The sequence below is a fragment of the Rufibacter immobilis genome, from assembly GCF_003721565.1.
GTDB classification, from domain to species: Bacteria; Bacteroidota; Bacteroidia; order Cytophagales; family Hymenobacteraceae; genus Nibribacter; species Nibribacter immobilis.
On the sequence record NZ_RJJE01000017.1, the window covers coordinates 284,867 to 309,095 of the forward strand.

25 protein-coding genes and 2 tRNA genes are annotated in these 24,229 nt (G+C 50.3%); 14 read left to right on the forward strand and 13 right to left on the reverse strand.

Going from position 1 to position 24,229, the window contains the following annotated elements; genetic code table 11:
* Window positions 1–170 precede the first annotated feature (170 nt).
* Together EFA69_RS13930 and EFA69_RS13935 are read left to right on the forward strand one after the other, a co-directional pair.
* Window positions 171–905 (forward strand): DUF6597 domain-containing transcriptional factor, encoded by a 735-nt coding sequence (locus EFA69_RS13930; RefSeq protein ID WP_123133722.1) that lies wholly within the window; start codon window positions 171–173, stop codon window positions 903–905.
* Between the two features lie 77 nt (window positions 906–982).
* The gene (locus tag EFA69_RS13935) at window positions 983–1,525 is read left to right on the forward strand and encodes a dihydrofolate reductase family protein (RefSeq protein ID WP_123133723.1); all 543 of its coding nucleotides are present in this window, start codon (window positions 983–985) and stop codon (window positions 1,523–1,525) included.
* Window positions 1,526–1,835: 310 nt separating this feature from the next.
* Here EFA69_RS13935 and EFA69_RS13940 read toward each other — a convergent pair whose 3' ends face one another.
* The 4 genes from EFA69_RS13940 to EFA69_RS13955 form a co-directional block, all read right to left on the reverse strand.
* Entirely contained in the window at window positions 1,836–2,732 is an 897-nt protein-coding gene (locus EFA69_RS13940) for a helix-turn-helix domain-containing protein (RefSeq protein ID WP_123133724.1), read from the reverse strand.
* Between the two features lie 72 nt (window positions 2,733–2,804).
* Entirely contained in the window at window positions 2,805–3,812 is a 1,008-nt protein-coding gene (locus tag EFA69_RS13945) for an aldo/keto reductase (protein WP_221175750.1), read from the reverse strand.
* A gap of 140 nt (window positions 3,813–3,952) precedes the next feature.
* Complete coding sequence (locus EFA69_RS13950) at window positions 3,953–4,138, reverse strand: hypothetical protein (RefSeq protein WP_123133725.1); 186 nt, start codon at window positions 4,136–4,138, stop codon at window positions 3,953–3,955.
* A 409-nt stretch (window positions 4,139–4,547) separates the two neighbouring features.
* The gene (locus EFA69_RS13955) at window positions 4,548–5,450 is read right to left on the reverse strand and encodes an SDR family oxidoreductase (protein ID WP_123133726.1); all 903 of its coding nucleotides are present in this window, start codon (window positions 5,448–5,450) and stop codon (window positions 4,548–4,550) included.
* Between the two features lie 111 nt (window positions 5,451–5,561).
* Here EFA69_RS13955 and EFA69_RS13960 point away from each other — a divergent pair, with 111 nt between their 5' ends.
* Window positions 5,562–5,939 (forward strand): winged helix-turn-helix transcriptional regulator, encoded by a 378-nt coding sequence (locus tag EFA69_RS13960; RefSeq protein ID WP_123134843.1) that lies wholly within the window; start codon window positions 5,562–5,564, stop codon window positions 5,937–5,939.
* Between the two features lie 817 nt (window positions 5,940–6,756).
* On the opposite strand, the gene EFA69_RS13965 is transcribed toward EFA69_RS13960, so the two are convergent.
* A tRNA-Glu gene (locus tag EFA69_RS13965) sits at window positions 6,757–6,828 on the reverse strand.
* A gap of 179 nt (window positions 6,829–7,007) precedes the next feature.
* Here EFA69_RS13965 and gap point away from each other — a divergent pair.
* The 3 genes from gap (at window position 7,008) to EFA69_RS13980 (ending at window position 9,437) form a co-directional block, all read left to right on the forward strand.
* Window positions 7,008–8,006 (forward strand): type I glyceraldehyde-3-phosphate dehydrogenase, encoded by a 999-nt coding sequence (gene gap / locus EFA69_RS13970; RefSeq protein ID WP_123134844.1) that lies wholly within the window; start codon window positions 7,008–7,010, stop codon window positions 8,004–8,006.
* Window positions 8,007–8,182: 176 nt separating this feature from the next.
* Window positions 8,183–9,088, forward strand: coding sequence for a diacylglycerol/lipid kinase family protein (locus EFA69_RS13975; RefSeq protein WP_123133727.1), 906 nt, complete (start codon window positions 8,183–8,185; stop codon window positions 9,086–9,088).
* 4 nt (window positions 9,089–9,092) lie between these two features.
* On the forward strand, window positions 9,093–9,437 hold the full coding sequence (locus EFA69_RS13980) for a translation initiation factor (protein WP_123133728.1): 345 nt from the start codon (window positions 9,093–9,095) through the stop codon (window positions 9,435–9,437).
* Window positions 9,438–9,934: 497 nt separating this feature from the next.
* On the opposite strand, the gene kdsB is transcribed toward EFA69_RS13980, so the two are convergent.
* Window positions 9,935–10,687: a 3-deoxy-manno-octulosonate cytidylyltransferase gene (gene kdsB / locus EFA69_RS13985; RefSeq protein ID WP_123133729.1), complete on the reverse strand. Its 753-nt coding sequence runs from the start codon at window positions 10,685–10,687 to the stop codon at window positions 9,935–9,937.
* A 242-nt stretch (window positions 10,688–10,929) separates the two neighbouring features.
* On the opposite strand from kdsB, the gene EFA69_RS13990 reads away from it, so the two are divergent.
* Window positions 10,930–11,694: a YdcF family protein gene (locus EFA69_RS13990; protein WP_123134845.1), complete on the forward strand. Its 765-nt coding sequence runs from the start codon at window positions 10,930–10,932 to the stop codon at window positions 11,692–11,694.
* Here the strand turns inward: EFA69_RS13990 and EFA69_RS13995 are convergent.
* Window positions 11,685–13,064: an NAD-dependent succinate-semialdehyde dehydrogenase gene (locus tag EFA69_RS13995; RefSeq protein WP_123133730.1), complete on the reverse strand. Its 1,380-nt coding sequence runs from the start codon at window positions 13,062–13,064 to the stop codon at window positions 11,685–11,687. The genes EFA69_RS13990 and EFA69_RS13995 overlap by 10 nt on opposite strands.
* 235 nt (window positions 13,065–13,299) lie before the next feature.
* On the opposite strand from EFA69_RS13995, the gene EFA69_RS14000 reads away from it, so the two are divergent.
* The 5 genes from EFA69_RS14000 to EFA69_RS14020 all read left to right on the forward strand — a co-directional run bounded on the left by EFA69_RS14000 (window position 13,300) and on the right by EFA69_RS14020 (window position 17,355).
* Window positions 13,300–13,833 (forward strand): RNA polymerase sigma factor, encoded by a 534-nt coding sequence (locus tag EFA69_RS14000; RefSeq protein WP_245964587.1) that lies wholly within the window; start codon window positions 13,300–13,302, stop codon window positions 13,831–13,833.
* Window positions 13,834–13,835: 2 nt separating this feature from the next.
* The gene (locus tag EFA69_RS14005) at window positions 13,836–14,675 is read left to right on the forward strand and encodes an anti-sigma factor (RefSeq protein WP_123133731.1); all 840 of its coding nucleotides are present in this window, start codon (window positions 13,836–13,838) and stop codon (window positions 14,673–14,675) included.
* Between the two features lie 137 nt (window positions 14,676–14,812).
* Window positions 14,813–15,394 carry a DUF2064 domain-containing protein gene (locus tag EFA69_RS14010; RefSeq protein WP_123133732.1) on the forward strand — a complete coding sequence of 194 codons (582 nt, stop codon included), beginning with the start codon at window positions 14,813–14,815 and terminating at the stop codon, window positions 15,392–15,394.
* Between the two features lie 137 nt (window positions 15,395–15,531).
* Window positions 15,532–16,221: a DUF2461 domain-containing protein gene (locus tag EFA69_RS14015; RefSeq protein ID WP_123133733.1), complete on the forward strand. Its 690-nt coding sequence runs from the start codon at window positions 15,532–15,534 to the stop codon at window positions 16,219–16,221.
* A gap of 246 nt (window positions 16,222–16,467) precedes the next feature.
* Window positions 16,468–17,355, forward strand: coding sequence for a TolB family protein (locus EFA69_RS14020; RefSeq protein WP_123133734.1), 888 nt, complete (start codon window positions 16,468–16,470; stop codon window positions 17,353–17,355).
* Between the two features lie 92 nt (window positions 17,356–17,447).
* Here the strand turns inward: EFA69_RS14020 and EFA69_RS14025 are convergent, their stop codons facing one another.
* The gene (locus EFA69_RS14025; RefSeq protein WP_394342828.1) at window positions 17,448–18,761 is read right to left on the reverse strand and encodes a metal-dependent hydrolase family protein; all 1,314 of its coding nucleotides are present in this window, start codon (window positions 18,759–18,761) and stop codon (window positions 17,448–17,450) included.
* Window positions 18,751–19,680, reverse strand: coding sequence for a PhzF family phenazine biosynthesis protein (locus EFA69_RS14030; RefSeq protein ID WP_123133735.1), 930 nt, complete (start codon window positions 19,678–19,680; stop codon window positions 18,751–18,753). Before EFA69_RS14030 ends, EFA69_RS14025 begins: the two co-directional genes overlap by 11 nt.
* 349 nt (window positions 19,681–20,029) lie before the next feature.
* On the opposite strand from EFA69_RS14030, the gene EFA69_RS14035 reads away from it, so the two are divergent.
* Window positions 20,030–20,112: transfer RNA gene (locus EFA69_RS14035), tRNA-Leu, on the forward strand.
* A 592-nt stretch (window positions 20,113–20,704) separates the two neighbouring features.
* Complete coding sequence (locus EFA69_RS14040; RefSeq protein ID WP_123133736.1) at window positions 20,705–21,184, forward strand: hypothetical protein; 480 nt, start codon at window positions 20,705–20,707, stop codon at window positions 21,182–21,184.
* 34 nt (window positions 21,185–21,218) lie between these two features.
* Here EFA69_RS14040 and EFA69_RS14045 read toward each other — a convergent pair whose 3' ends face one another.
* The 4 genes from EFA69_RS14045 to EFA69_RS14060 are packed head-to-tail and all read right to left on the reverse strand — an operon-like array spanning window position 21,219 to window position 24,228.
* Window positions 21,219–22,790, reverse strand: coding sequence for an NFACT RNA binding domain-containing protein (locus tag EFA69_RS14045; RefSeq protein ID WP_123133737.1), 1,572 nt, complete (start codon window positions 22,788–22,790; stop codon window positions 21,219–21,221).
* Between the two features lie 2 nt (window positions 22,791–22,792).
* Window positions 22,793–23,554, reverse strand: coding sequence for an MBL fold metallo-hydrolase (locus EFA69_RS14050; RefSeq protein ID WP_123133738.1), 762 nt, complete (start codon window positions 23,552–23,554; stop codon window positions 22,793–22,795).
* Window positions 23,551–23,829 carry a hypothetical protein gene (locus tag EFA69_RS14055; RefSeq protein WP_123133739.1) on the reverse strand — a complete coding sequence of 93 codons (279 nt, stop codon included), beginning with the start codon at window positions 23,827–23,829 and terminating at the stop codon, window positions 23,551–23,553. The genes EFA69_RS14050 and EFA69_RS14055 overlap by 4 nt, the downstream gene beginning before the upstream one ends.
* Window positions 23,830–23,850: 21 nt before the next feature.
* Window positions 23,851–24,228, reverse strand: coding sequence for a response regulator (locus tag EFA69_RS14060; RefSeq protein ID WP_123133740.1), 378 nt, complete (start codon window positions 24,226–24,228; stop codon window positions 23,851–23,853).
* Between the last annotated feature and the right edge of the window lies 1 nt (window position 24,229).

Consider the following 24,229-nt stretch of genomic DNA (forward strand, 5'->3'; position numbering starts at 1 on the left):
TTTATTTCTGAAGTTCATTCCCCCTTGATCCAGAATTCTTGTAATCTATCATTTGTCACTTAGGGGGTTATGAGTTATAAATTGAGTTGCCCACTTTAGAAGTACTTATAAATCTGGGAACTTGAAAAATCAAAGATGGGGAGTTATGGAAGATTGATTGCCCTATACCTATGACATATAAAGAGGTAAAACCATATTTCGCATTAGAACCCTATATTCATTCCTACTGGGAGTTGAAAGGTGATAATAGCGACAGGCAATGGGAGCGAATCTTCCCTGACGGATGCGCGGGTTTGGTTTTCAATGCCGGGGATTCCTGTCTCACCGATAATGGGACAACTGTAATGGATTATGGTAAAACCTATGTGGTAGGAGCAATGTCCTCCTATAAGGACAATTTTATTGAAGGACACACGCATTTGTTTGGAGTATGCCTAAAGCCCGGCGCTTTCTCCAATTTTTATAGCTATGCTCCGCAACATGAACTGACAAATAAAACCATTCAGCTGGAAAAAGCGCATTCGTTTGATATAGACAAGTTCAATAATAACCCGGTACAATATCTAAATACTTTTTTTACACGCAGGTTTCAAAACAAGATTGGACCCTTGCAAGCGGTTCTTGATGACATCCATCAGTCCAAGGGTCAATTAAGCGTCACAGAAATAGCTAAAAGGAATTCCATATCTATAAGACAGGTAGAACGCACGTTTAAAACCCATATAGGCCTTACGCTAAAAGAATATGCCAACATTGTTCGTTTTCAGCACGCGTTGAGCCTCATCAAAAGCTCAGGCAGTAAGCGAAGTTTGCTGGACATTGCGTTGGAGTGCGGGTTTTACGACCATTCACATCTTACCAATGAAATCAGACGCAACACCGGGCGCGTGCCGTCACAACTTTAAATTGTCGTTTTTTTCCAAAGCAGAAATGAAGGCCCCATTCTATTATTGCAGGATAATTAACCCATACATAAAGAACAATGAGACACTTATCCCTTTTCATCGCGGCAAGTTTGGACGGTTACATTGCCAAGCCTGATGATGACCTCAGCTTCTTAAAATTGGTAGAGAAAGAAGGCGAAGATTATGGTTACGCAGACTTCACGTCAGAAATTGACACCATCATTATTGGTAGAAAAACCTATGATTGGGTGGATAGGGAAATAGGTGCCGCTCACTATGACAATGGCGAAAGGGACGTGTATGTTATAACACGAACGGAAAGGCCAAGTGTGGGCAGAACACAATTTTATACCGGAGATCTGACCGAATTAGTGCAACAGCTAAAGAGCGGTGACGGAAAAAATATCTATTGTGATGGCGGGGCAGAAGTGATCAACGAACTTTTAAGAAACGATTTAGTAGATGAGTTTATCATTTCAATCGTGCCGGTACTGCTAGGTGATGGAACAAGGCTGTTCAAATATGGAAGACCGGAACAAATCCTTGAGTTTATAACCGCAAAAACATTTGATACAGGATTAACGCAGCTGCGATACAGGAGAAGAAAATATGAAATCTGAAGGAGAAAAATAAAAAGCCTCTCAGCATGAACTGAGAGGCTTTTTAGTAGACCGTGGGAGTGAATTATCAAACCTTATCCACAGTGATTTGGCGCTCTAGAGTGATTTTTTAGAATAAAGGAGAGGAGGTTTAATCTTCTAAGGGAGGCTTGCTGGGCATAAGAGTCGTTATTTGCTTTACATAAGGGTCATCATAAGGCTCTATATATCATGATATGTTAATTTTGGCCAGATTCGTATTGCGTTTCGCTTCTGGGGCTGAGAGGCTTTTTTATGGTGCGCTCGTGATTGCCTTCCTAACCTGGGGGTGTCAGTTAAATGACTGTCGAAACTCCAGAGGTGACATCTCGGTTTTCTTCTTGAAAAGCGTGCTGAATGACTGTGCATGTTCAAAGCCCAAAGCATAAGCGATTTCGCTCACCGACAGATTGGTGGTGGATAGTTTCTCTTTTGCTTTTTCAATCAACTTCCCGTGGATATGTTGCTGAGTGTTCTGTCCGGTATGCAGGCGCAGGAAATCACTCAGGTAGTTTGGCGACAGGTTCATGCGTTCCGCAATGCGCTGTACCGTCAAAAGCCCCTGTTGCATGGTAGAATCAGTATTAAAGTACTCCTCCACCAAAAGTTCAAATTTAGCAAGCAGTTGATGGTTGTGATTTTTGCGGGTGATGAACTGCCGCTCATAAAAGCGGTTGGAATAGGTAAGCAGCAATTCAATCTGTGATAGTATAATTTCTTGCGTGTGTTTATCTATATGCTGGCATTCTTTGTCAATCTTGCTGAGTATAGAAATAAGATCATCTTCTTCCTCAGCGGAAAGGTGCAGCGCCTCGTGGACTGCGTAAGAGAAGAAACCATAATCTTTGATAGAGTTTGCCAAAGAATGAGCCAGCAAAAAAAACGGATGGAAGATGAGCAGATAGCCCGATCCGCATTCTGTCTGCTGCAGATCCAGATACTGCACCTGGTTGGGTGCCGTAAAACTCAGTACCCCATTGTCATAATCGTAGTGTTGCTGACCATACCTAATTTTACTCTTGGCTTCCCTTTTCAAGGCTACGCAATAGAACCGGTTTACAAAACCGTTCCAAACCTTGTCTTCCAGGAAAACGCTTTCCGCCAGATTAATGACACTCACCAGCGGATGGCGGGGCTCGGGCAAAGACAGTAACCGGTGGAACTCCGATACAGAATTGATGGCGTTCATAACACTACTTTAGATAACACAAATTATAAAAATAACGGCTGCATTGTCAAAAATGCAGCCGCGGGGAAAGAATCAATCAATTAGCCCCATGCTGAACTCATCATATGGTTTACCGGTATCTGTACCCAGCGGCACAATGCTCTCCAGCTTGGACAGGTCTGCTCCGCTTAGCTGGATAGCGGTGGCCGCCATGTTCTGCTCCAGGTATTTTCTCCGCTTGGTGCCCGGGATGGGTAAGATGTCCTTACTCATGATCCAGGCCAACGCCAACTGGGAAGGTGTAACGTTTTTCTCTCCCGCCAAGGTCTCAATAGCATTGACTAACTCTAAGTTCTTGTAGAAGTGGGCTTCCTGAAAGCGAGGGATTGCGCGGCGGAAATCGTTCTCCGGCAGGTCATCTATGCTACGGATCTGGCCAGACAAAAAGCCGCGGCCCAGCGGTGAATAGGCCACGAAACCTATGCCCAGATCATATAAGATTTGCAATACCCCCCGTGCTTCCACGGTGCGCTCAAACAACGAGTATTCACTTTGTACGGCGGTGATGGGGTGCACCGCATGCGCCCTTCTTACCGTTTCTGAGGAAACCTCTGACAACCCGATATAGCCCACTTTCCCTTCTTTCACCAGCTCGCCCATGGCGGTAACCGTTTCCTCTATAGGGGTGTTCTTGTCAAGCCGGTGCAGGTAATACAAGTCTATATAATCTGTGTTGAGGTTTTTAAGGGAACGTTCCACCGCTTTTTTCACATATTCCCTTTTGCCGTTGATTGCCCAGGTCACCTTGTTGTCATCGTCTATTTCCCAACCGAATTTGGTAGCGATGATGTACCTGCTGCGATTGCCCTTGATGGCTTTCGCGATAAGCTGCTCATTCTTTAGCGGTCCATACAAGTCTGCCGTGTCTAAAAAGTTACCGCCCAGCTCAAGGGACCGGTGGATGGTGGCAATGGCTTCCTGCTCGTCTGCCTCGCCGTACATATTTCCTTCTTCAAAGCCGGTCATGCCCATGCACCCCAAGCCGATACTTGGCACAACCAAACCCTGGCTTCCCAATGTCATTTTCTTTATTTCCATCATGCTGATTTTTTATAGGTCAAAGTTCGCTATGGTTATACTATTGGATGTAGGCAAAGCCCTGAACCTTGTATGCAAATCAAGGGTGCTGTGAAATGTGGGGACGAATGAGCTCTAACGACGCCAAAGGTGAGCCGCGGGTGTCAAATGTGGGCTGGTTTGTGGCAAGCCCCGTGCATGGCCGCAAAGAGCTTTTTAGTGCTGTTGCCGCTTACATAATGCTGTGCGGAAGAGTTCTTAAACTTTTTTCGCCCCTTTTTATTCTTCATTTTACTTTTTTGGGCTTCTTTTCCAGAAAGTAGGCCAGAACCAGTTTCTATGTTATCCATTTTCTGTCGTCGGCTCGTTTGGCTAAAATAAGGCCGGAAATTCAAACATAAAGACGGGCTGTACGCGTCGCTGATAATTTCATTCACTCGAACGCAGTGGCCATTCCTCTTTTACTTCTTTTACTGGTCAGAGTAGGGCAGTGTTCCAAACTTCTGCTAAGGTAATCAGTTCTTTTGCTGATTACCTTTGGTGGCTTTAACCACCCCAAAAGTTTTTCTTCTTGCTTTTACAGAGGGCGTCCCTGCTTGTGCTCTTTTTACCAAAACGGCTATTCCTTTCTGCTGAGAGGAATAGCCGTTGGGCTCCCTTGCGAAGTGAATAACCCCGGCATTGGCTTACTCAGGCATGGGACTTGAGATACTTGTTATAGACTTAATCTTGGCAAATGCTACTATCTTATTAAATAAGTTAATGGTTTTCTTCTGATCCAACTGACCCGTAAACCTGATCAATAAATTGTTTAACGGTAGTAGGTTTTCTTCCCAGTAAAGACTCCAAAGTAGTATCTTCTACATCCATCATTCCTTCGGCTACTGCTGTGCCCCACATGACAAACATGCCAATGTACATATCAGGCACCCCTGCTTTTCCCAGAATAGCTTTAAAATCCTCCACATTGGGAGAACTATAATGAATGTCTTTGCCCAGCGCTGCCGTAATGTATTGCGCTATCTCTTCAAAACCTACAGACGTGTTGTTAGTCAAATTGTACGTCTTGTTTTCATGGCCTTCAGTAGTCAATGCATTAATAGCCGCTTCAGCTAGTTCTTCCCGAAGTACCCAGCTGGCTTTGCCTGCCGCCGCCGGAAATAAAATTGCTCCTGTTTCAGCTACCTTTTCACCCACAAACGCCAGAATCATTTCCTGGTAGATGCCATTCTGGAGAATGGTATACTTGATGCCGCTATCTTTCAGGAACTTCTCTGACTCTACATGAGAATTCTCAAAGTCGGCGATAGCCGAATCCTCATGACCGGGCTTCCTTACAAAAGAAGTGTAGGCAATGTGTTTTACGTTTGCTTCTTTGGCTGCGGTAATCGCGTTGATGTGGTGCTTTGTTCGGTTTTCGACCGGCCCTCGGTCACTGCTGGAGATCAGTAACAATCTATCAACGCCTGCAAAGGCTTTGCGCATGGAAACTACATCCGCGTAATCTCCCATTCTCACATCGATTCCTTTGTCTCTAAGAGGTTGTGCGTCTTCTCCTTCTCTTACCAATGCTGCAATGTCTTTAGCAGGTAAGCCTTTGTTTAACAAGTGTTGTATGGCTTTAGAGCCAAAATTTCCGGTTGCCCCTGTAATTAAGATCATGGTTGCTTTTTTTGTTGGGCGGCAAGTTCATGAATTAACTATAGGAAGTATAGTTGTTTACTAAAAAGAACTCCTATACTTTTGTATAGTAAAATAGGTAGCATCTTCATTATGAGCGACTTTAAGGAATTAGTAGAGGAGGAAAAATTAAAGCAATGTCCCAGGCAGTACATACTGGCCTTGACGGATACCCTTCATGTGATTAGCGGGAAATGGAAGTTACCCATAATTGCATCCTTACTGTATGGTAGAAGCCGGTTTAAGGATCTACAGGAGAATATAGAGAAGATAACCCCCAGGATGCTTTCCAAAGAGTTGAAGGAGCTGGAGATTAATGGCATTGTACAGCGCAAAGTGTTTGACAAAACACCTGTCTTGATAGAATATGCGTTGACTGACTCTGGCAAACGCCTAATCAATGTGGTAGATACTATGCTTGATTGGGGGTTAGCACACAGAAATGAAGTAATACAACAAGATAGGACCTAACGTTTGGATATCTGCACCGGTGCAGACAGTTTTCATATGTTTTCCGGTGGTATAGCTTAGCCAATATAGGGCAACCTCACACTATTTCAGACCCTCGAGTGGGTGACCCGTCGGCGCTGCCCCCAGGAATTGGAAAGTGTTGGCATTCGCTGGGTATGTGGTTCTTCGTTGCCTACGCCTCCTGAGAGGCAACATTGATGCCCCTGGCAGTGGCTGCAGTTCATGGACGGAAGTCACTGCTTCGCAAAGTGCCTTCCCAAAAAATGGCCGTTTCATCGTACCGAAGTCTTTGGTAGATGAATCAGCAGGTATGCAGCACTTCTATCCGTACCATAATTCGGAATAGGTACGGGTACAAGACAGCCAGGTAAAGTCTGCTTTTCCGGATGGGGGATCTTACGTTGCCAGATTCTTTGGGAGGCCACGACAGCATTGGGCAGGAGCGGGAGGAATCCTAAATCTGCCATCACTTTTGGTGGAAGGTAGGGCATTGTAGAGGATTACCTCTGTCTACGCTTTGCCCAAGTGCCTTGGCACATCATGTTCTTCTGGGTGAATGGCAGGCAGGTAAACCTTGCGCACTTCGCTCTACCCCGGAACCCGGCACCCCTGGTCGGGCATAATGGGGCAGGGCACGGTCATCAGTTAATCACGGAAACCTGTATTTTGGGGAGGTGCATGCCTTTCCTTCCTGACTTTAAAGCTTGGCAGAGCCAGAAATCTGCTGCCCTAGTTCGGACTCTTGCAACATCCGGTGTCAGAATAGTGTCCAGGTGCAATAAAAAAGCCCCTCAGCGTTAACTGAGAGGCTTTCGTGTAGTCCGTAGGGGAATCGAACCCCTGTTACCAGAATGAAAATCTGGTGTCCTAACCCCTAGACGAACGGACCATCTGTCGGTTTTGATGGTGCAAATATAGAGGAGGGATTTTGATTTGCAAAGCACCTGTTTTAAAAAAAGTGCGTTTAAACGCTAAATAGCTCACAATGAGCCTGAAAATTTTTAATTTGTTTTGCCTGCCGGAACATGTAACTTGCCGGGGCTTAATAAGAACAAAAACTTACTCAACATGTCTAAAAAAATAAGAGTAGCCATCAATGGCTTCGGCCGCATAGGCCGTCTTACCTTTAAGACCCTGGTAGAACGTGGCAATGTAGAAGTAGTAGCCATCAATGACCTCACTGATAACGCTACCCTTGCTCACTTATTGAAATATGACTCTGTGCACGGACGCTTCAAAGGAACCGTTTCTGCCGACGAGTCCAGCATCACCGTAAACGGACAGCGCATTGAGGTGTTCGCAGAGCGTGAGCCTAAGAACCTGCCTTGGGGTAAATTAGACGTAGACGTAGTATTAGAGTCTACTGGCCGTTTCGTAGATGAGAAAGGCGCTGGCGGGCACTTAGAGGCTGGTGCCAAAAAAGTGGTGATCTCTGCGCCTGCCAAAGGCAACATCCCAACCGTAGTGTTGGGTGTGAACGAAGAAACCTTGAATGGTTCAGAAACCATCGTCTCCAACGCCTCTTGCACCACCAACTGCCTCGCTCCAATGGCGAAGGTATTGGATGAAGCTTTCGGGATTGAGAAAGGTTACATCACTACTGTGCACGCCTATACCGCTGACCAGAACCTGCAAGATGCGCCGCACTCAGATTTACGCAGAGCCCGTGCCGCCGCTTATTCCATTGTGCCCACCTCTACCGGCGCTGCCAAAGCCGTTGGTTTAGTGTTGCCGCACCTGAACGGTAAATTGGACGGCGTGGCCATGCGCGTTCCAATTCCGGATGGTTCTTTGACAGACTTAACCGTTATCCTGAAGAAAGAAGTTACCAAAGACGAAATCAACGCGGCCATGAAGAAGGCTGCTGAGAATGAACTGAAGGGCATTCTGGAGTACACCGAGGACCCAATCGTTTCTATTGACATCGTAGGCAACCCGCATTCCTGCATCTTTGATGCTCAAATGACTTCTGCCAACGGTACCTTGGTAAAAGTAGTAGGCTGGTATGACAACGAGTACGGTTACTCTAACCGCGCTGCCGACTTAATGGAGCGTTTAGGGGCTTAATTTCCTATTTTAGCTTCCAACTGAAGTGGTGTTGCCAACCGGCGGCACCACTTTTTTTATGTATTTTTACCCGAACACAAAGTACAGCCCTCTTTTTTAAGATCAGGTACTTTAAAGGTTAAACCTGTTTTCACGCAAAACACGAGCTGCTGCGTTGTAAGACAGAACACACAAGCATGAACTCAACAATAGCCCCAGAAAAAGTCTGCTTTATCTTGAACCCGAAATCTGGGGTGAAGAGTAGCGTTTCGGTGCCTGACCTTATTGCGGCGCACCTGGACCATTCCCGCTGGGCTCCGGAAATCATCTATACCCAGTATGCCGGGCACGCGCCCCAGCTGGCCCGGGAAGCGGCCGCGGCAGGGGCGCGTTTGGTAGTAGCCGTGGGCGGAGACGGAACCGTGAACGAAGTGGCCCGCGGGCTTTTGGGTACCTCAGCGGCGCTGGGGATTTTGCCCAAAGGATCTGGTAACGGGTTGGCCCGGCATTTGGGCATTCCGCTGGCCCTGCCCCAGGCCTTGGCGCTACTGAATAACCCGGTGTTTCACCGGATAGATTCCTGCGCCATCAACGGACACCCGTTCTTCTGTACGGCCGGCATTGGGTTTGACGGTTTGGTGAGCTCAGTCTTCGCGAAGAGCACCAAGCGGGGGCTCAGCAGTTATGTGCAGCTGGTGGTGCGGGAATTCCGGACGTTTCAATCAGAGGCCGCTACCGTGAGCATCAACGGCAAATCACTTTCCTCAGATTTCTTTGTGGTGGCGTTCGCCAATGCCTCTCAGTACGGCAACAACGCCTATATTGCGCCCATGGCCAACATTCAGGATGGATTGATGGACGTCTGCCTCATCCGGCACGTGGGCATAGCGGAGGCCATCCAGTTAGGGTACGGTCTCATGACCAAGCAGATTGCCCATTCCAGCCTGGCCGAGTTCCACACCTGCGCCACGGTGCGTGTGCAGAGCGAGAAGCCCCAATACTACCACGCCGATGGTGAGTTTATGGGGCAGGCGCAGGAGTTTGAAGTGCAACTCTTTCCGGAGTCTATAGAAGTAGTAGCGCCTTTACCGGCAAAGTCTTAAGAACATGAGTAAAAACAAAAAGAACCGGGAAGGGGTGGTATATTCCACCAACCCAGATTTCGATTATGAATACCAGCAGGAGGAAGCGGCGCAGACCCTGCCTCCGCAGCAGCAGAACCTGCGGGTGCAGCTAGACAAGAAAAGCCGTGGCGGCAAACAGGTCACCCTCATCACCGGTTTTGTGGGCCAGGACGATGACCTGCAAACCCTAGGCAAAACCCTTAAAACCAAATGTGGGGTGGGCGGCAGCGCCAAAGACAGCGAAATCACCATCCAGGGCGATTTCCGCGACAAAGTCCTGCAACTGCTCCTGGACCTGGGCTACAAAGCCAAGAAAGCCGGCGGCTGAGCCCGAGCAAATCTAGTTTTGGGCAGATTCTGGATAAAGAGCCCCTAAATAGAAGTCCTGAGTCTTGAGTCTACATCTACAGCAGAAACTGGCGCGGGACTATTGTCTCGTGCCAAAGGATGCTGCGAGTCTCCAGACTCGCCGGGACCCACAGGCCGGAACGCATGAGTCTGGAGACTCCACGCATCCCACGGCACGAGTCTGGAGACTCGCGCCAGCCTGTAAGGCCAGTGTTCAGGGATATAGTTCTTTTATAGAATATTCAATCAGTCTCCCGTAAAGACTGCCTTTGCCAAACGCACCTATTCCAGTCTTTCCCTAGAGCGCCTCGCTTGTGGCCAAGTAGGAAAGAGGCTAAGAGAAAGCTGTATTCCTTGGCCGCAAGGGCTTGCGAGAGGGGAAGACGGGGCCCCGCGGCCGTGAGCGCTTACCGTTAAAGATGAAACAACGCAGCACTTAAAGCCATAGACAAGCGGTTTAGCCAATGGTATCAGCCTTTACCGCCCCTCCATTCCCTGTAAAAAAGCCAAGGCCTTCTCCAAATCCGCCGGAGTGTCAATCCCGATGGTTTCCAGATCAGTGACTGCCGTCACAATCCGGTAGCCGTGTTCCAGCCAGCGCAACTGCTCCAGAGATTCGGCTTTTTCCAGTGGAGAGGGCTGCAATTGCGTGAGTTCCGCCAGCACCGTGCTGCGGTAGCCGTAAATCCCGATGTGCTTGTAGAACGGGTGGGCCGAAAGCCAATCGGGCTGCTCCACCCCGCGCAGGTAGGGGATAGGGTGGCGGCTGAAATAGAGTGCCTGCTGTTGCGCCCCAATCACCACTTTGGGGCTGTTGGGGTTGAAAAGCTCCTCAGTAGACTGCACGGCTTTGATAAGCGTGGCAATCTGCGCCTGGGGCTGCGCGAAACACTGCAAGACCCGGTTAATCTGCTCCGGCTGTATGAAAGGCTCATCGCCCTGGATGTTCACCACCACCTCGTAGGTTTGGCCAAGGAGAGAATAGGCTTCGTGGCAACGGTCGGTGCCGCTCTGGTGGTGGGTGGCGGTCATGACCACCTTTCCCCCGAAATCCTCTACGTGCTGCCTGATCCGCTCATCATCGGTGGCTATGACCACTTCCTGGAGATCGGCTTTTTGGGCCTGTTCGTACACCCTCTGAATCATGGATTTCCCGTTCAGAAGCACCAAGGGCTTTCCGGGGTAACGGGTAGAGGCAAAACGGGCGGGAATAATACCAACGGCTTTCATAGTCAAATAGGCGAATGGGTGGAACGTGGGGCTAAAGATAAGGTAATTTCAGAAGGAAGCAGAAAGGCGTTTAGGGGCTCTTTTTCTAAAAATAGGCCAAAACCAGCATCTCAGCCGTTGCGGCCAAAGCTAGCCGGAGAAACAAGCCACAGCGACTTGCAAACAGGTTTGGCGGTTTGGGCCCGGCCGCGTTACTTTGGGCGCAGGTACACCAAGCGCCGTGCCGTTACGTCTTCATATATATGTTCTTCGTTCTGTCTAAGCTGCTCCAGTACGCGGTGTCTCCGTTGCTCTGGATTCTGGGTTTGCTCGTTTTCGGGCTGATTTCGAAAAAAGCGCCCCTAAACCGGAATTGCCTGCGGGCGGCGGTGCTGCTGTTGCTGTTCTTCACTAACCCCTTCCTGAGCAATGAGGTGTGGCTGGCCTGGGAACCCGCACCGGTCCTGATGCGGGAGGTAAAAACCTACGACGCAGGCATTGTGCTCACCGGGGTCACCGAAGGAAACAAAGCCCCCTATGACCGCGTGCACTACGGCGAAGGCCCCGAACGGATCTTAGATGCCATTCAACTCTACAAAACAGGCCGGCTGAAGAAAATCATCATTTCCGGGGGCTCAGGCTCCCTCTCAGCGGTAACCCGCACGGAGGCCAGCAACCTGCGGCAGACGGCCCTGTACGCCGGGGTGCCTGCGCAGGATATACTGCTGGAAGAGCGGAGCCGCAACACGCGGGAGAATGCGCTGTACACCAAGGAACTGCTCCAGGGGCAGCCACAGCTGCACAAGCTGCTACTCATCACCTCAGCGTTCCATATGCGGCGGGCGCAGGGCTGCTTTGACCAGGCTGGCCTCCAGACAGACCCTTTCCCCACCGATTTCCGGACCCACAACCGTAGTTTTGCGGTAGACGATCTCCTCATCCCAGACCCGGAGGCCCTCCAGAAATGGTCGCACCTGATCCATGAGTGGGTGGGGTACGTTACCTATAAAGTGTTGGGTTACTCCTGAGGGTTGCTTACCCAGATGGTTTTCTGGTTCACAAACTCCCTGATGCCCAGATAAGACAATTCGCGCCCGTACCCAGATTTCTTCACGCCGCCAAAAGGCAGGGCCGGGTCTGAGGCCACAATGGCGTTCACGAAAACCGCCCCAGATTCTACCTGCCGGGCTAGTTCCTGCCCCCGTTGGATGTCACGGGTCCAGATGGAGCCGCCCAGGCCAAAGGGCGAGTCATTGGCTATTCTAACCGCATCCTCGGCATCCTCAGCAACGAACACCAAAGCCACCGGCCCGAAGAATTCTTCCTCATACGCCGGGTTGCCAGGTTTGATGTCGGTGAGGATGGCGGGGTGGAAGAGGGCGCTGTCGGGATCGGGCTGGCCACCCTTGAGGTAAAGTTTGGCTCCGGCGGCCACAGAGCGCTCCACCTGCTCCGTGAGTTCCTGCGCCAGGTCTACCCGGGCCAAAGGACCGTAATCAATGTCTTCGTCTTCCAACGGGTTACCGGTGCGTTTCTCCTGCATGTTTTTAGAGAAAGCGGCCATGAAAGCCTCGGCAATGGGTTTCTCCAGGATGAAGCGTTTGGCGGCAATGCAGCTCTGGCCGGTATTGATGAGGCGGGCGCTGGCCGCTTTTTGGGCCACGGCTTCCACATCGGCATCGGCTAAAACAATGAACGCGTCTGAACCGCCCAACTCCAGCACGGTTTTCTTGATCTGGGCTCCGGCCACGGAGGCTACGTTGGCCCCGGCGCCCTCGCTACCGGTGAGTGTCACGGCTTTCACGCGTTCGTCCTTAATAAGCTGTTCCACTTCCCGCGAACCGATGAGCAATGACTGGAAGCACCCTTTGGGGAAACCCGCCTTCTCAAACACCTCCTGAATAGCCAGCGCACACTGCGGCACGTTGGAGGCGTGCTTGAGCAAACCTACATTGCCCGCCATGAGCGCCGGGGCGGCAAACCGGAACACCTGCCAGAACGGGAAGTTCCAGGGCATGACGGCCAGAATGGTGCCCATGGGCTCATAGGAGATAAAGCTGCGCACGGCACTGGTCTGGATGTCTTCGTCTTGCAGGAATTCCTCGGCGTGCTGGGCATAATAGTGGCAGACCAGGGCACACTTATTTATTTCACCTCTGGACTGGTTCAGGGGCTTGCCCATTTCCAGGGAGATGATTCTGGCGTAATGGTCCTGGTTGCCGGCCAGCTCATCGCCGGCGCGCTGCATCAACGCGGCCCGGTGGGCGAAGGAAGTGGTGCGCCAGGCCCTGAAAGCATTGTCTGCGTGGTGCAGCGTTGTTTCTATTTCCTGTGCTGAGGCCGGCTCAAAAGTTTTCTCTACGGTATTGGTGTATGGATTAAGAGTTTGAATTGGCATTGTAAAGTGTTATTATTAGATGGGGAAAAGCAGCGAAAGGGGTAAAACCTGTAGAGGCAAAGTCCGTAGAAATACGGTGTTCAGAAACTAGCTCTACCTATCTTTCTTTAAACATATTCTACAGAACTGTGTTTAAAGAGTTACGTAAAGCATGAACTTTCATCTTTCCTGCTAAGTCTTCACCGCCGGCGCTGCATATTAGTTGGCTAAAATACGTTACTTGTTGGACTCAACATTGAATATTGCATCTGAAGAGGAACTGGTTGCCCGTTTGCGCGCGCAAGACCAACGGGCCATTACTCTTCTTTACCGTAATTACTCGGCGGCCCTCTATGGCGTAATTTTACGGATTGTAAAGCAGGAAGAGCTGGCTGAGGACGTGTTACAGGAGAGTTTCCTGAAAATATGGTCGGCTTTTGCCAGCTACGATGAGCAGAAGGGGCGCCTTTTCACCTGGATGCTGAACATTTCCCGCAACCTGGCCATTGACAAAATCCGGTCAAAGCAATATCGCGTAGGTTCTAAGACCCAACCCATGGAAAACACCGTTACCCACCACATGGTGAGCGGCGATGAAATTAAACCTGACCATATTGGGTTGCAGGAAATGACAGAACAATTGAATCCAGATCAAAAAGTAATCATAGATTTGATGTACTTTAACGGTTTCACCCAAAGCGAGGTGGCAGAGGAACTGAACATCCCGCTGGGAACCGTGAAAACCAGGGCCCGCATGGCCATCAAATTCTTGAGCAAATTAATCAAATAGCGTTGAACATTCAGGAGTACATAGAGTCAGGAGTACTGGAACTGTACGCAGCCGGAGGGCTTACGCCCCACCAAAGCGCAGAGGTAGAGCAGGTGGCGGCGCAGCACCCAGAGGTGCGTGCTGCCCTGGATACTTGTCTGCGTGCCATGGAGGCTTATGCCCTTACCCACGCCAGCGCTCCGCGGCCCGAGTTGGAAGATAGGATACTTAAACAGTTGCAGGCGGCATCGGCGGTCAGGCAGGAGGAAACTGCCCCGGCAGGCAAGGTCTTCCCGCTAGACACGTTTGCCTCTGCGGTGCCGCAGGCTAACACCAGCAACCGCTGGTGGCAGATTGCCGCCGTAGTGGTGCTGCTTATTAGTGTCGCCTCCAATGTGTACCTGTACACCAGCCTGCAGGAAACCCGGGAGGAGTTGTTCAGCTCGCGGCAGAATGCCCGGCAATATGCGTTGCAGGTGAACCGTCTGGAACAGCAGAACGTGCAGTCAGAATCCTTGCTGGGCGTGCTGCGCAACCCACAGACGCTGGCGGTGCAACTGAAGGGCGTGGCCCAGCATCCGCAGGCCCAAGCCATCGTGTTCTGGAACCAGGGTACCAAAGAGGTTTACTTTGATCCGTCTGGTCTGCCGGCAGCCCCCGCCGGGAAACAGTACCAGCTTTGGGCCTTAGTGAACGGGAAACCCGTTGATGCCGGGGTGGTCACCAGCACAGACAGCAGCCTGCTTCGCCTGAAAACCGTGGCAGAAGCCCAGGCGTTTGCCGTAACGCTGGAGCAGGAGGGAGGTAGCCCCGTTCCCACGCTGGAAGAAATGTACGTAATGGGCGAAAGCAGCGCCCGCTAGTTGGTCAATAACGGAGTTGCGTTTAGGGGCTGTTTTTGGAAAAACAGCCCCTAAACGCAACCGCTTTCTGCTGGGAAAGCCAGCACTTTTGCTGAAACCCTCGTAACAGAACCTATAAAACAGAACCAAGTAGCTGTATGAGCAAACGTTTACTGCTGATCATGGCGCACCCGCTGGCACAGGGGCAACCGGCAATGGACCCGTCGTTGGTTGGTGAGCAAGAAAAATCAGCGCTGGCAATGGAGCATATAACCAAACTCGCCTTAGCGGCAGCCCTTCCGGTAGATGCCCATCGGCGCATTTGCCATACAACCTCTAATGATCTTGAGAACGATACAATTCAGGAAGGATTTGAAGCCGTGGCGTTGCCAGCTGCGCCAGACACAGGTTCCCTGTTGCAGGCATTGTTCGCTCAGTCGTTGATTGACGGTTTTTCGCCCATTGTGCTGGTAAACTCCTGCTGCCCCGGAATTACCACCGCCCTGCTGGAAGAAGCGTTTCAGCAACTGGAGCAGCATGACGTGGTACTAGGGCCGGCGCAGGCGGGACAGTTCTATTTGCTGGGCCTCAATTACCTGGTGCCAGATTTCTTTACGCAAGTGGGTTGGGGAACCCAAACCGCGCTGGCCTCTGCCCAGGAGGTGGCCCGGCAACAGGAACTAACCCTGGCGCTTCTCCCGTCTCTGGACTTGGTGCCGGAGCAAGACCTATCTCAATAAAGCATTCTGTTTTACGTCTGATTTTGGGAAAAGAGCCCCTAAACGCAAGGGTGCTAGTGCTTGGTTTTGCGCTGTAGAACTTACTTTTGGGCAGGCTTGTTCACCATCAGTAGGCCGAGGCCTCAAGACCATACCACATGAAAAAGCATTTAGACCAATCTACCTTAGATTTCATCCGGGACCTGCGCCTGAACAACCAACGCGACTGGTTTGAACAGAACCGAAGCCGCTATGAGGCCGCCCGCAAAGACTTTATCTCTTTCCTGAAAACCCTGCTCCAGGGAGCATCTGCGTTTGAGCCCGCTCTGGACGGGCAGGAAGCCAAAGACCTCATGTTCCGGATTTACCGCGATGTGCGTTTCTCCCATGACAAACGTCCCTACAAAGACCATATCTGCGCCTACCTGGCCGATGGCGGACGCAAAACCATTAACCCCGGTTTTTATCTCCACATCAGTCCCAACGACGGTTCCTTTCTGGCGGGCGGGGTTTGGATGCCGCCGGCCCCTGAACTCAAAGCCATCCGGCAGGAGATTGACTACAACTATGAGGAGCTGAAAGGACTGCTCAACGCGCCTTCGTTCAAGAAATACTTCGCCGGTTTGGGAGGGGATAAGCTCAAAACTACGCCCAAAGGATACGATCCTGAGAATCCCGCCATTGACCTGCTTCGGCACAAAAGCTGGAACGCCACCTACATGCTCCCCGATGACGTGGTGACCAGCGAACGCCTCTATGACGAAGTTCTGGCCGCCATGCAAGCCGTAAAACCCATCAACGACTTCTTCATCAGGCCCATGCAAGAACTCAAAGCCGAAGAAGTGTAAAGCTGGTTTTGGCCTAATTTCAGAAAAAGGCCCTCTAAACGGTTATTCTAAGCGCCACCCCTGCCAGGGTGGCGCTTTTCTTTGATGCATGTACAAGGGTAGTTCTCCGGGCTTAATTTCCTGCGGCGTAGGTAGCTTATTCAACCAGATTCCCTTATCTTCCTCAGAGAGACTTGCAGGAAGTAAAAAGGAGATATTACGTCTTTGGCTGTTTTAATATGTTAAGTAAATAATCTTACTATCTCTATGCTGATTATTAAGAGAGGCTTGTTTATTCTGGGCATGGGCGCGTGCGCTACGTCTGGAATGGCCCAGGGAATTCCTGATACAGAGATTTTTCTGGTTTCTTTAAAGCCGCACAAACAGGGGCTGCAGGTAGGAACCCCCGTCAATTTCACCCAGAGAACGGGCTATGACAACCAACCCAGCTTTAGCCCAGACGGAAAGACGGTGCTCTACACATCGCAGCGCGATGGAAAACAGACAGATATTTACCAATATTCCATCAGCAGCAAACAAACCGTTCAGCTCACAGCCACGCCTGAAGCCGAATACTCGCCGCTGGTGATGCCAGACGGGAAGCGGTTCTCCGTGGTACGGGGGAAGGAGCAGCACTTGTGGCAGTTTCCGTTGAAGCCAGGCAGCAGTCAGCCTGGGGTGGTTCTGGAGCTGGACCAACTCATTGGCTACCACGTGTGGTACAACCAGGATACGCTGTTGGTGGCGGCGTTTAGGGGGCAACCGCCCATGGCGCTGTATCTGACGGTGCCTGCCGCTAAAACTGAGGTGAAAATGGAAGAATCCATCGGGCGGAGCCTGCACCGGGTGCCGGGTAAAAAAGCGATTTCTTATCTGGTGCCGTTGTCAGATTCACTGGGTGAGATAAAGCAGATGGACCTGAAAACCGGCTCCCGAGAAACGATCATCCAGACGCTGCCCGGCAGCCAGGACTTCGCCTGGACTCCTGACGGACGGCTGCTCATGGCCCAGGGTGCCAAACTGTACTTCTACCGCCCCGGCACCGACCGCCGCTGGCAGGAAGTGGCTGATTTCAGCCAGCAGGGTATTAAAAACATAACGCGTTTGGCGCTGAGCCTCAATGGGAGGCATTTGGCTTTTGTGGCTACATTGTAGCATGTAACACGTTATAAAGTGCGGCAGGCGTTTAGGGGCTCTTTTTCCAAAAAGAGCCCCTAAACGCCTGCCGCACTTCTCCAAAAATTACCTTATGGTTCCCGATAGATCTGGCCGCCTTTCATGACCAGCTGTACGTTGCGTAAACTGCTGATGTCCTGGGTAGGATCACCGGACACCGAGATAAGATCGGCTAGCAATCCTTCCTTAACCATGCCCAGGCGATTGTCCAAGTGGAAGCGTTTGGCGTTGCCCGCCGTGGCAGCCCGAAGCACGTCAAGAGTAGACATACCATACGAGACCAGCATTTCCAGTTCGCGGGCATTGTCGCCGTGCGGGAAAACACCCACATCGCCGCCCACGCAGATGGGGACTTTGGCGGCCAGGGCAGCTTTGAAGCTGGCGCGCTTCTGCACGATGCGGGCCGGTTCTGGGTCAATGCCTTTGCGCCAGCCGTTGTATTGCAGAATGGCATCGCCGGCGGCCAGGGTAGGGCAGAGCGCGACGTTCTTCTTGGCCATGAGCCGGAAAACCTCGGGAGTGCCGTTGTCGCCGTGCTCAATGGTTTCAATGCCCGCCTCGGCGGCGCGGCGCATGCCCTCTGGGGTGCTGGCATGGGCTACCACGGGTCTTCCGCTGCTGGCGGCAATTTCCACAATGAGTTTGAGTTCAGCCAGGGTAAAGGTGGGCATGGCCTCGCCGTTGGGTCCCCAGCGGTAGTCGGCGTAGACTTTGATGACATCGGCACCCTTGCCAATTTGGTCCCGCACCACCCGGGAGATATTGTCTATACCGTCGGCGGCCTCTGCGCCCTGGGGCACCTCAAACGCGGGATCGAACCCTTTGGGACCGTAGCTGCCGGTGGCGATCATGGCCTTGCCGGCCACCAACATGCGCGGCCCCGGAATGATGCCTTGGTCAATGGCCTGCTTGAGCCCTACATCGGCGTACTCGGCTCCCTCAGAACCCAAGTCCCGCACCGTGGTGAAACCAGCCAGCAAGGTGGCTTTGGCATGGACGGTGGCGCGGGCTACCCGCAGGGCATCGGCTTCTTTGAGGACCTGGTCGTTCCAAGAAGTTTCATTGTAGGGGTGCAGCAGGAGGTGCGAGTGGCCTTCAATAAGCCCCGGGAGCAGGGTTTGGCCGGGTAGTTCCAGCACGCGCGCCTGCGGCGGAATGGCTACGGAGGCGGCGGGACCGGCTGCGGTAATCCGTTCGCCCTCCACCACCACTACCCAGTTTCTGTGCAGGTTCTGTCCGTCAAAGACCTGGCTAGGTTTAAGCACGAGCGTCTCTGGTTTGGGCCTGTTTTGGGAAAAAGAGCCGCTAAACGTCATGAGAACCAAGGCCAGAGCAAGTAGCCAGGAGCGATTGGCGAGGATCTGCGGAGAGGCATTAATGGACATACCATTCTCCTTTCGCGATAAGCTGGACCTGTCCGCCCACCAGCAGTTCAAATTGATCTTCTTCCGTTAGCTGACCCTGTAGTTTTATGGTGGCGAAGCGGTTAATTTCATAGCCCTGTTCTACCAGCAGTTCCAGTTGGTTTTCCTGAAAGTAGCGGTGTTTTAGCAGATAGGCGAGCAGACAGCCGTTGGCGCTGCCGGTGGCGGCATCTTCAATGATTTGCCCATTCTCCAGCGCTAGCATGCGCGCGTTGATCTGGTGCTCCGGTTTATAGGTTTGGGGGCAGAAGAAGTAGAGCGCGACGGTAAGTCCATCGGGTCGTTGGGTTTTGTACAGGCCGTGCTGTTGCAGGAAAGCCAATAGTTTCTGGGGCTGCAGCTCGAGTTTCTGTATGTCTTCCAGCCGTTGCAGCGGGATGACCAGGAACGGCAAGCCCGTAGAGACTTCCAGTACAGGGTGGGTGGGGTGTAAGGCCTCTAACGGAAGCCCTAAAAGCGAAGCGAGTTCCTGCTGGGGAAGCGGCTCTCCGAAGAAAGGAGCCATTTGGCGCATGAGCAGGAAGTCGGGCTTATCCTGGGCATACGTGAAAGCGACGGGGATGCTGCCCACTTTCAGCTTTAGCTGCAGGTGGGGCACTGGCCTTTGCAGTAGAAACTGTTGCGCCACATAGGCGGTGCCCAGGGTAGGGTGACCCGCGAACGGAACCTCATATTCCACAGTGAAGATTCTGGCCTCAAAACCTTCGGGATGGGGAGTGTTCTTCATTAGAAAAGCTGACTCCGCGAAGCCAATTTCCTGGGCTATCTGTTGCATCTGCTCCGTTGAAAGGTGCTCTGCCTCCAGAAACACCGCCAGCTGGTTCCCTTTGTATGGCGCCGATGCAAAGACGTCTACAATGTAAAATGGTAAGGTTTGCATGTCCGAAGGTAGCAAGATCTACCCTAAGTTAGTAATGGTCTGTTAGCCCTGAGAAGCAAATGCGTTTAGCGGCTCTTTTTCCGGAAACAGGTTAAAACTGGTGTGGCACTTACTGACGCGTTGGTTGATGTGCTATCCTGTGCTGCTGGTTGAAGGAAGTAATAACGTTGCTGTACCGTAATGAATCTTGACATGGATATGGCCGGGCATCTAATTCTAAATTTTTGGGGTAGAGGGGAGGGGTAAGCTTAGTGCCGGAGGGAGTCAGAAAAATTTGCAGTGGACTTGCAGAAGAAAAAAGGAAGCAATACATTTGTACCACCAAATCAGGAAATGCCTTTTGGGACATGCGCACGTGGTGAAACTGGTAGACACGCCATCTTGAGGGGGTGGTGCCCTACGGGTGTGGGAGTTCGAATCTCCCCGCGCGCACTTAAACCTTATAAAAGCCCTGTAACTTAATTAGTTACAGGGCTTTTGCCTTTTTAAGGCATCTCAATTATACTCTGCTTTCTTTAAGTGAAGTCAAAAGAAAGTGCTATACTAATTTCTATTTATCCCTTCATCTCTTTTTCTCAACATTACAGCTGTTCAGGGTTTAAAAACATGTATTCTGCCCATCAGCACTTTAGTGTCTGTGATAATAGATAGAATAATCTAAGTTCAGGTTCTATTTCCATTGAACCTGCCTATAAATGCTACTGCAAGCATTCAATGTTGCATTGATAGTAGCACCCTTCTTTTATGTATACCTTCAAGGAGTTTTTGCTAAATGATTTACCTGTACCTCTTAAGGGTAATGCTTGTCTTAAGTGGGCTAAATCTTGTGAGAGAAATTAATATTTATCAGCCTTAAAGTGTATATTAGAAGACGTAAATAATGTACCTAAATACCTCTGTTAAACTGCATTACTACTAATAAGCTGGACGTTTGGCAGCGTCATAATAAGAGAGCATCAAAGCGATAACAACCATTTATCTAATATTCTAAATCTATTTGATCTCATATTTTCTAAGAATCAAGATGAAAAAGCACCTTTTATTGATTTTAGCCTTTGTACTGCCAATAAGGATGTATGCTCAGGCTCCCTTGGTCATGGCCCCCTCCAAGCAACTTAATACAAGTCTACAGATAAGTCTAGCACCTGAGACTAAAGAAGCTGCGCCACTATCCTATAGTAAACGTGCCGATACTTTTCTATTGTTTGGGTTAGGGCTGAACATCATCAGTGCCGGAACATATCTCATGGTACCGGGTCTTGTCAAGAAAGTGCACAATCCATCTGCTGAATATTTGTTTGCGCTGGATCAAAACAGGAACAACCCTGTTGTTTACCAGCAAATAACTAAGGAGTACGAATCAGCGATGGCTGCTTACGTAATTCAAAAAGCAGATAGGGACAAAAAAATCAAGAATGCCCGTTTAGCTTGCCTGGGTGCTTTCTCTTTAGGAGTAGCATTTGATTTGGCCAGTATCTATAATTTCAAAAAAGCGAAGCAGTAATTTCTAGTTACCAGGTTGAATGGTGTGAGCAGACTCAGGCTACAGTATATTGTGTCTTAAAGGGATTCTCTGGTTTAACCAACAATACTTTCTCCCGTTCTACAATCACAGACCCGGGAGTGGCGCCCTTGGGTTTCCGTACGTACTTCTTAGGTGTATAGAGCACTGGGCAGAGGCTATCATTTTTCCGTTTGGAGTAGAAGGCAGCCAACTGGGCCGCGGCTTCAATGACGGGCGTAGGAAAGCTTTTGCCAGCTTGAAACTTAATGACAACATGAGACCCCGGAACATCTTTGGCATGCAGCCAGAGATCATCTTTGTGGGTATGCTTTAGCGTTAGTTTGTCGTTGGCTTTGGCATTTTTCCCAACTAAAATTTTAAAACCCATTGTCTCAAACGTATGGTAAGGCAGGTCTACCTGGGCAACTGCTTGCGTTGGGGCATGTTGCTTCAAAAACTGTCTCAGTTGGTTGGCCGTTTCCAGTGTCTCCAGTTCTTGTAACAACTGTGAAAGGCGTTCTACCTCGGCTTCTTTACGGGCAGCCCGTTCCTCCAAGAGCTGCAGCTCTATTTTCTGGTTTTTAGCCTTTTTGTACAGGCGTTCGGCGGTCTTCTGAGGCGTTTCTGTGCTCTGTAACTTAATCAGACGAATGGTGTCTTGGTAAAAGTCATAGAGCTCCACTTCTTTGCTCCCGGGCGGGATGTTAGTAAGGTTAGCCATGATCACATCGGCGGTTTGGGAGTAAGGGGTGCCATGGTGCCAATGTTCTAACTGCTCCTGTATCTGCCACCAAATTTTCTGCGCCCCATCCAGTTGCTTTGTCAGCTGCTTATGGGCTGCTGCGTAATTCTTCTGAAAATACTCCTGTGCACGATACTGTAGTACAAAGGCATTCAGTGCAGAGATAGGATCCTGATAAGTCTCCAGAGTTTCGCCAACAGGCAGCAGCGAAAGACGTAACATTTTGTCTTTCTGCACCAGGTAGTAGCAGGTAGGGTTCTCCAGCACTTGGAGCATGACCTGCACCAAATCCCATTGCTGCTGGATCTCCATGGATGCAAAGCCGTTCTCTAGCAAGTACAGCCAAGGAAGGTCACCTAAGGTGGGAAGGAGCTTTCTAAGGCTTTCAGGAGCTTTAAAAAAGGCCTCCTTGTCCAGATGCCACGCCTGATCCATCTGCTGGTAGTCCAGGTTGAGGTCTTTAGCCAGCTTCTTGTGGAATAGCTCTACCGGCTGGTCTTCCACGTAGAGGACCACATTTGACCTGTTCCCGAACAGCTTGAACAGCAGCACTCGCTGATTGCTGAACGTGATGTAGAAACTACGTTCCTGCCGGTGCGCACGTACCTCCAACACTTCCTCCCCCACCAGAGGAACAAAAAGATCTACTGAATTCTGCCGGGCTCTGTTGAAGGTCTGCGGAAACTGCAGGCTGGAAAAAGTGGAGGTCTGGATGGTCTTAATGTAAAACTCCTGCTCTTTTTTGCAGAACGCCAGCATTAACTCATCCTTTTCTTGACTGAAAGCCGCTTGTAGCGTAAAGCCACGCAGAAGCCCATCTAGCTGGGTCGCTAACTGCCGGATAAAGAAATAATTCTGATGCACGCTTATAAGCTAATGGAAAGCCCGTCATAGGCCAGTTTCACATAGGGAGGCAGTTCTTTCTCCACCTCGCGGTGCTGGCCTAGGAGATGACTTATATGGGTTAAATATGCCTGTTCAGGAGCTAGTTCGTCTAATACCGCCAGCGCTTCTGAGAGGGAGAAATGGGAAATATGAGGTTCTTTCCTGAGGGCATTCAGGACTACTACCCGAGAACCTTTTATTTTCTCCTTCTCCTCAGGAGAAATGAAATTGGCGTCCGTGATGTAGGTGAAATCCCCGAATCTAAACCCGAAGACCGGTAACTGGTGGTGTAGAACATGAATGGGAGTAACCGGAACCCCCTGGGCCAGAAAAGGTTCGTTCTGGATGGGATGAAGCTCTACTTTAGGAACGCCCGGATACGTATGGTTTGTGAAAATATAACTGAATTCCTGCTGTAACTGCTTGAGCACACGTGGATCTGCGTACAGGGGCATGTCAATGTGCTGCATGAAATTGAAAGCCCGTATGTCATCCATGCCAGCCGTATGGTCTTTGTGCTCATGGGTGAAGAGGACAGCATCCACGCGTTTTACCCGTTCACGCAGCATCTGTTGCCTGAAATCGGGGCCAGAGTCTATAACCAGATTTTTACCGTCTGTTTCTACCAGAATGGAGACCCGCAAGCGCTTGTCACGGTAATCTAAAGAACGGCAAACCTCACATTCACACCCAATGACGGGTACTCCCTGTGAGGTGCCTGTTCCTAAGAAAGTGATTTTCACGCAGTGGTTATGGTTTGTTGTTTAATGGCCAAATACAGGTCCTGAGTTTCCGGACGCAGTTTGTCTGCCTGAATGTCCACGGCTTTGAGTATTTCCACCAGACAGTTGATCTTTCCCTCCAGCGGGAAGTACTTGTTCACTACTGCAACTTTGGTGTCTTTCAAAATGCAGAAACCAGATTTAAAAGTACCTTTCTCATACCGCAGCATGTACTCAGACTCCGCAAAAATATCTTCTAACCGGTTTAAGAATGGCCGGGTATACTTTAGCTGCATACGTAAGTTTAGTAGTATGTGCTAGTGCACGTATTCTTTCACCGTTTGCACCAGCATGTCAAAATCAAGTGGTTTAGGCAAATAGGCGTTAATGCCCGCTTCCTTGAACTGCTCAAGAGTGTAGTTGTTTGCATTACCGGTTACGGCAATGATTGGAATCTGTGCGATCTGCGGATCTTGATTGGCTCTGATCTCTTTGGTGCACTCCATTCCGTTCTTCACCGGAATGTTTAAGTCCATAAGAATCGCGTCAATTTTCTGATCCTGCACTTTCTTTAGAACTTCCCCGCCGTTCTTAGCTGAGACTACTTTGTAGTTCTGTAGTTCCAAAATTTTCTTCGTAAGATTCAGAATTACAGAGCTATCCTCTGCAATCAAAATGGTTTTAGACTCGGCCATG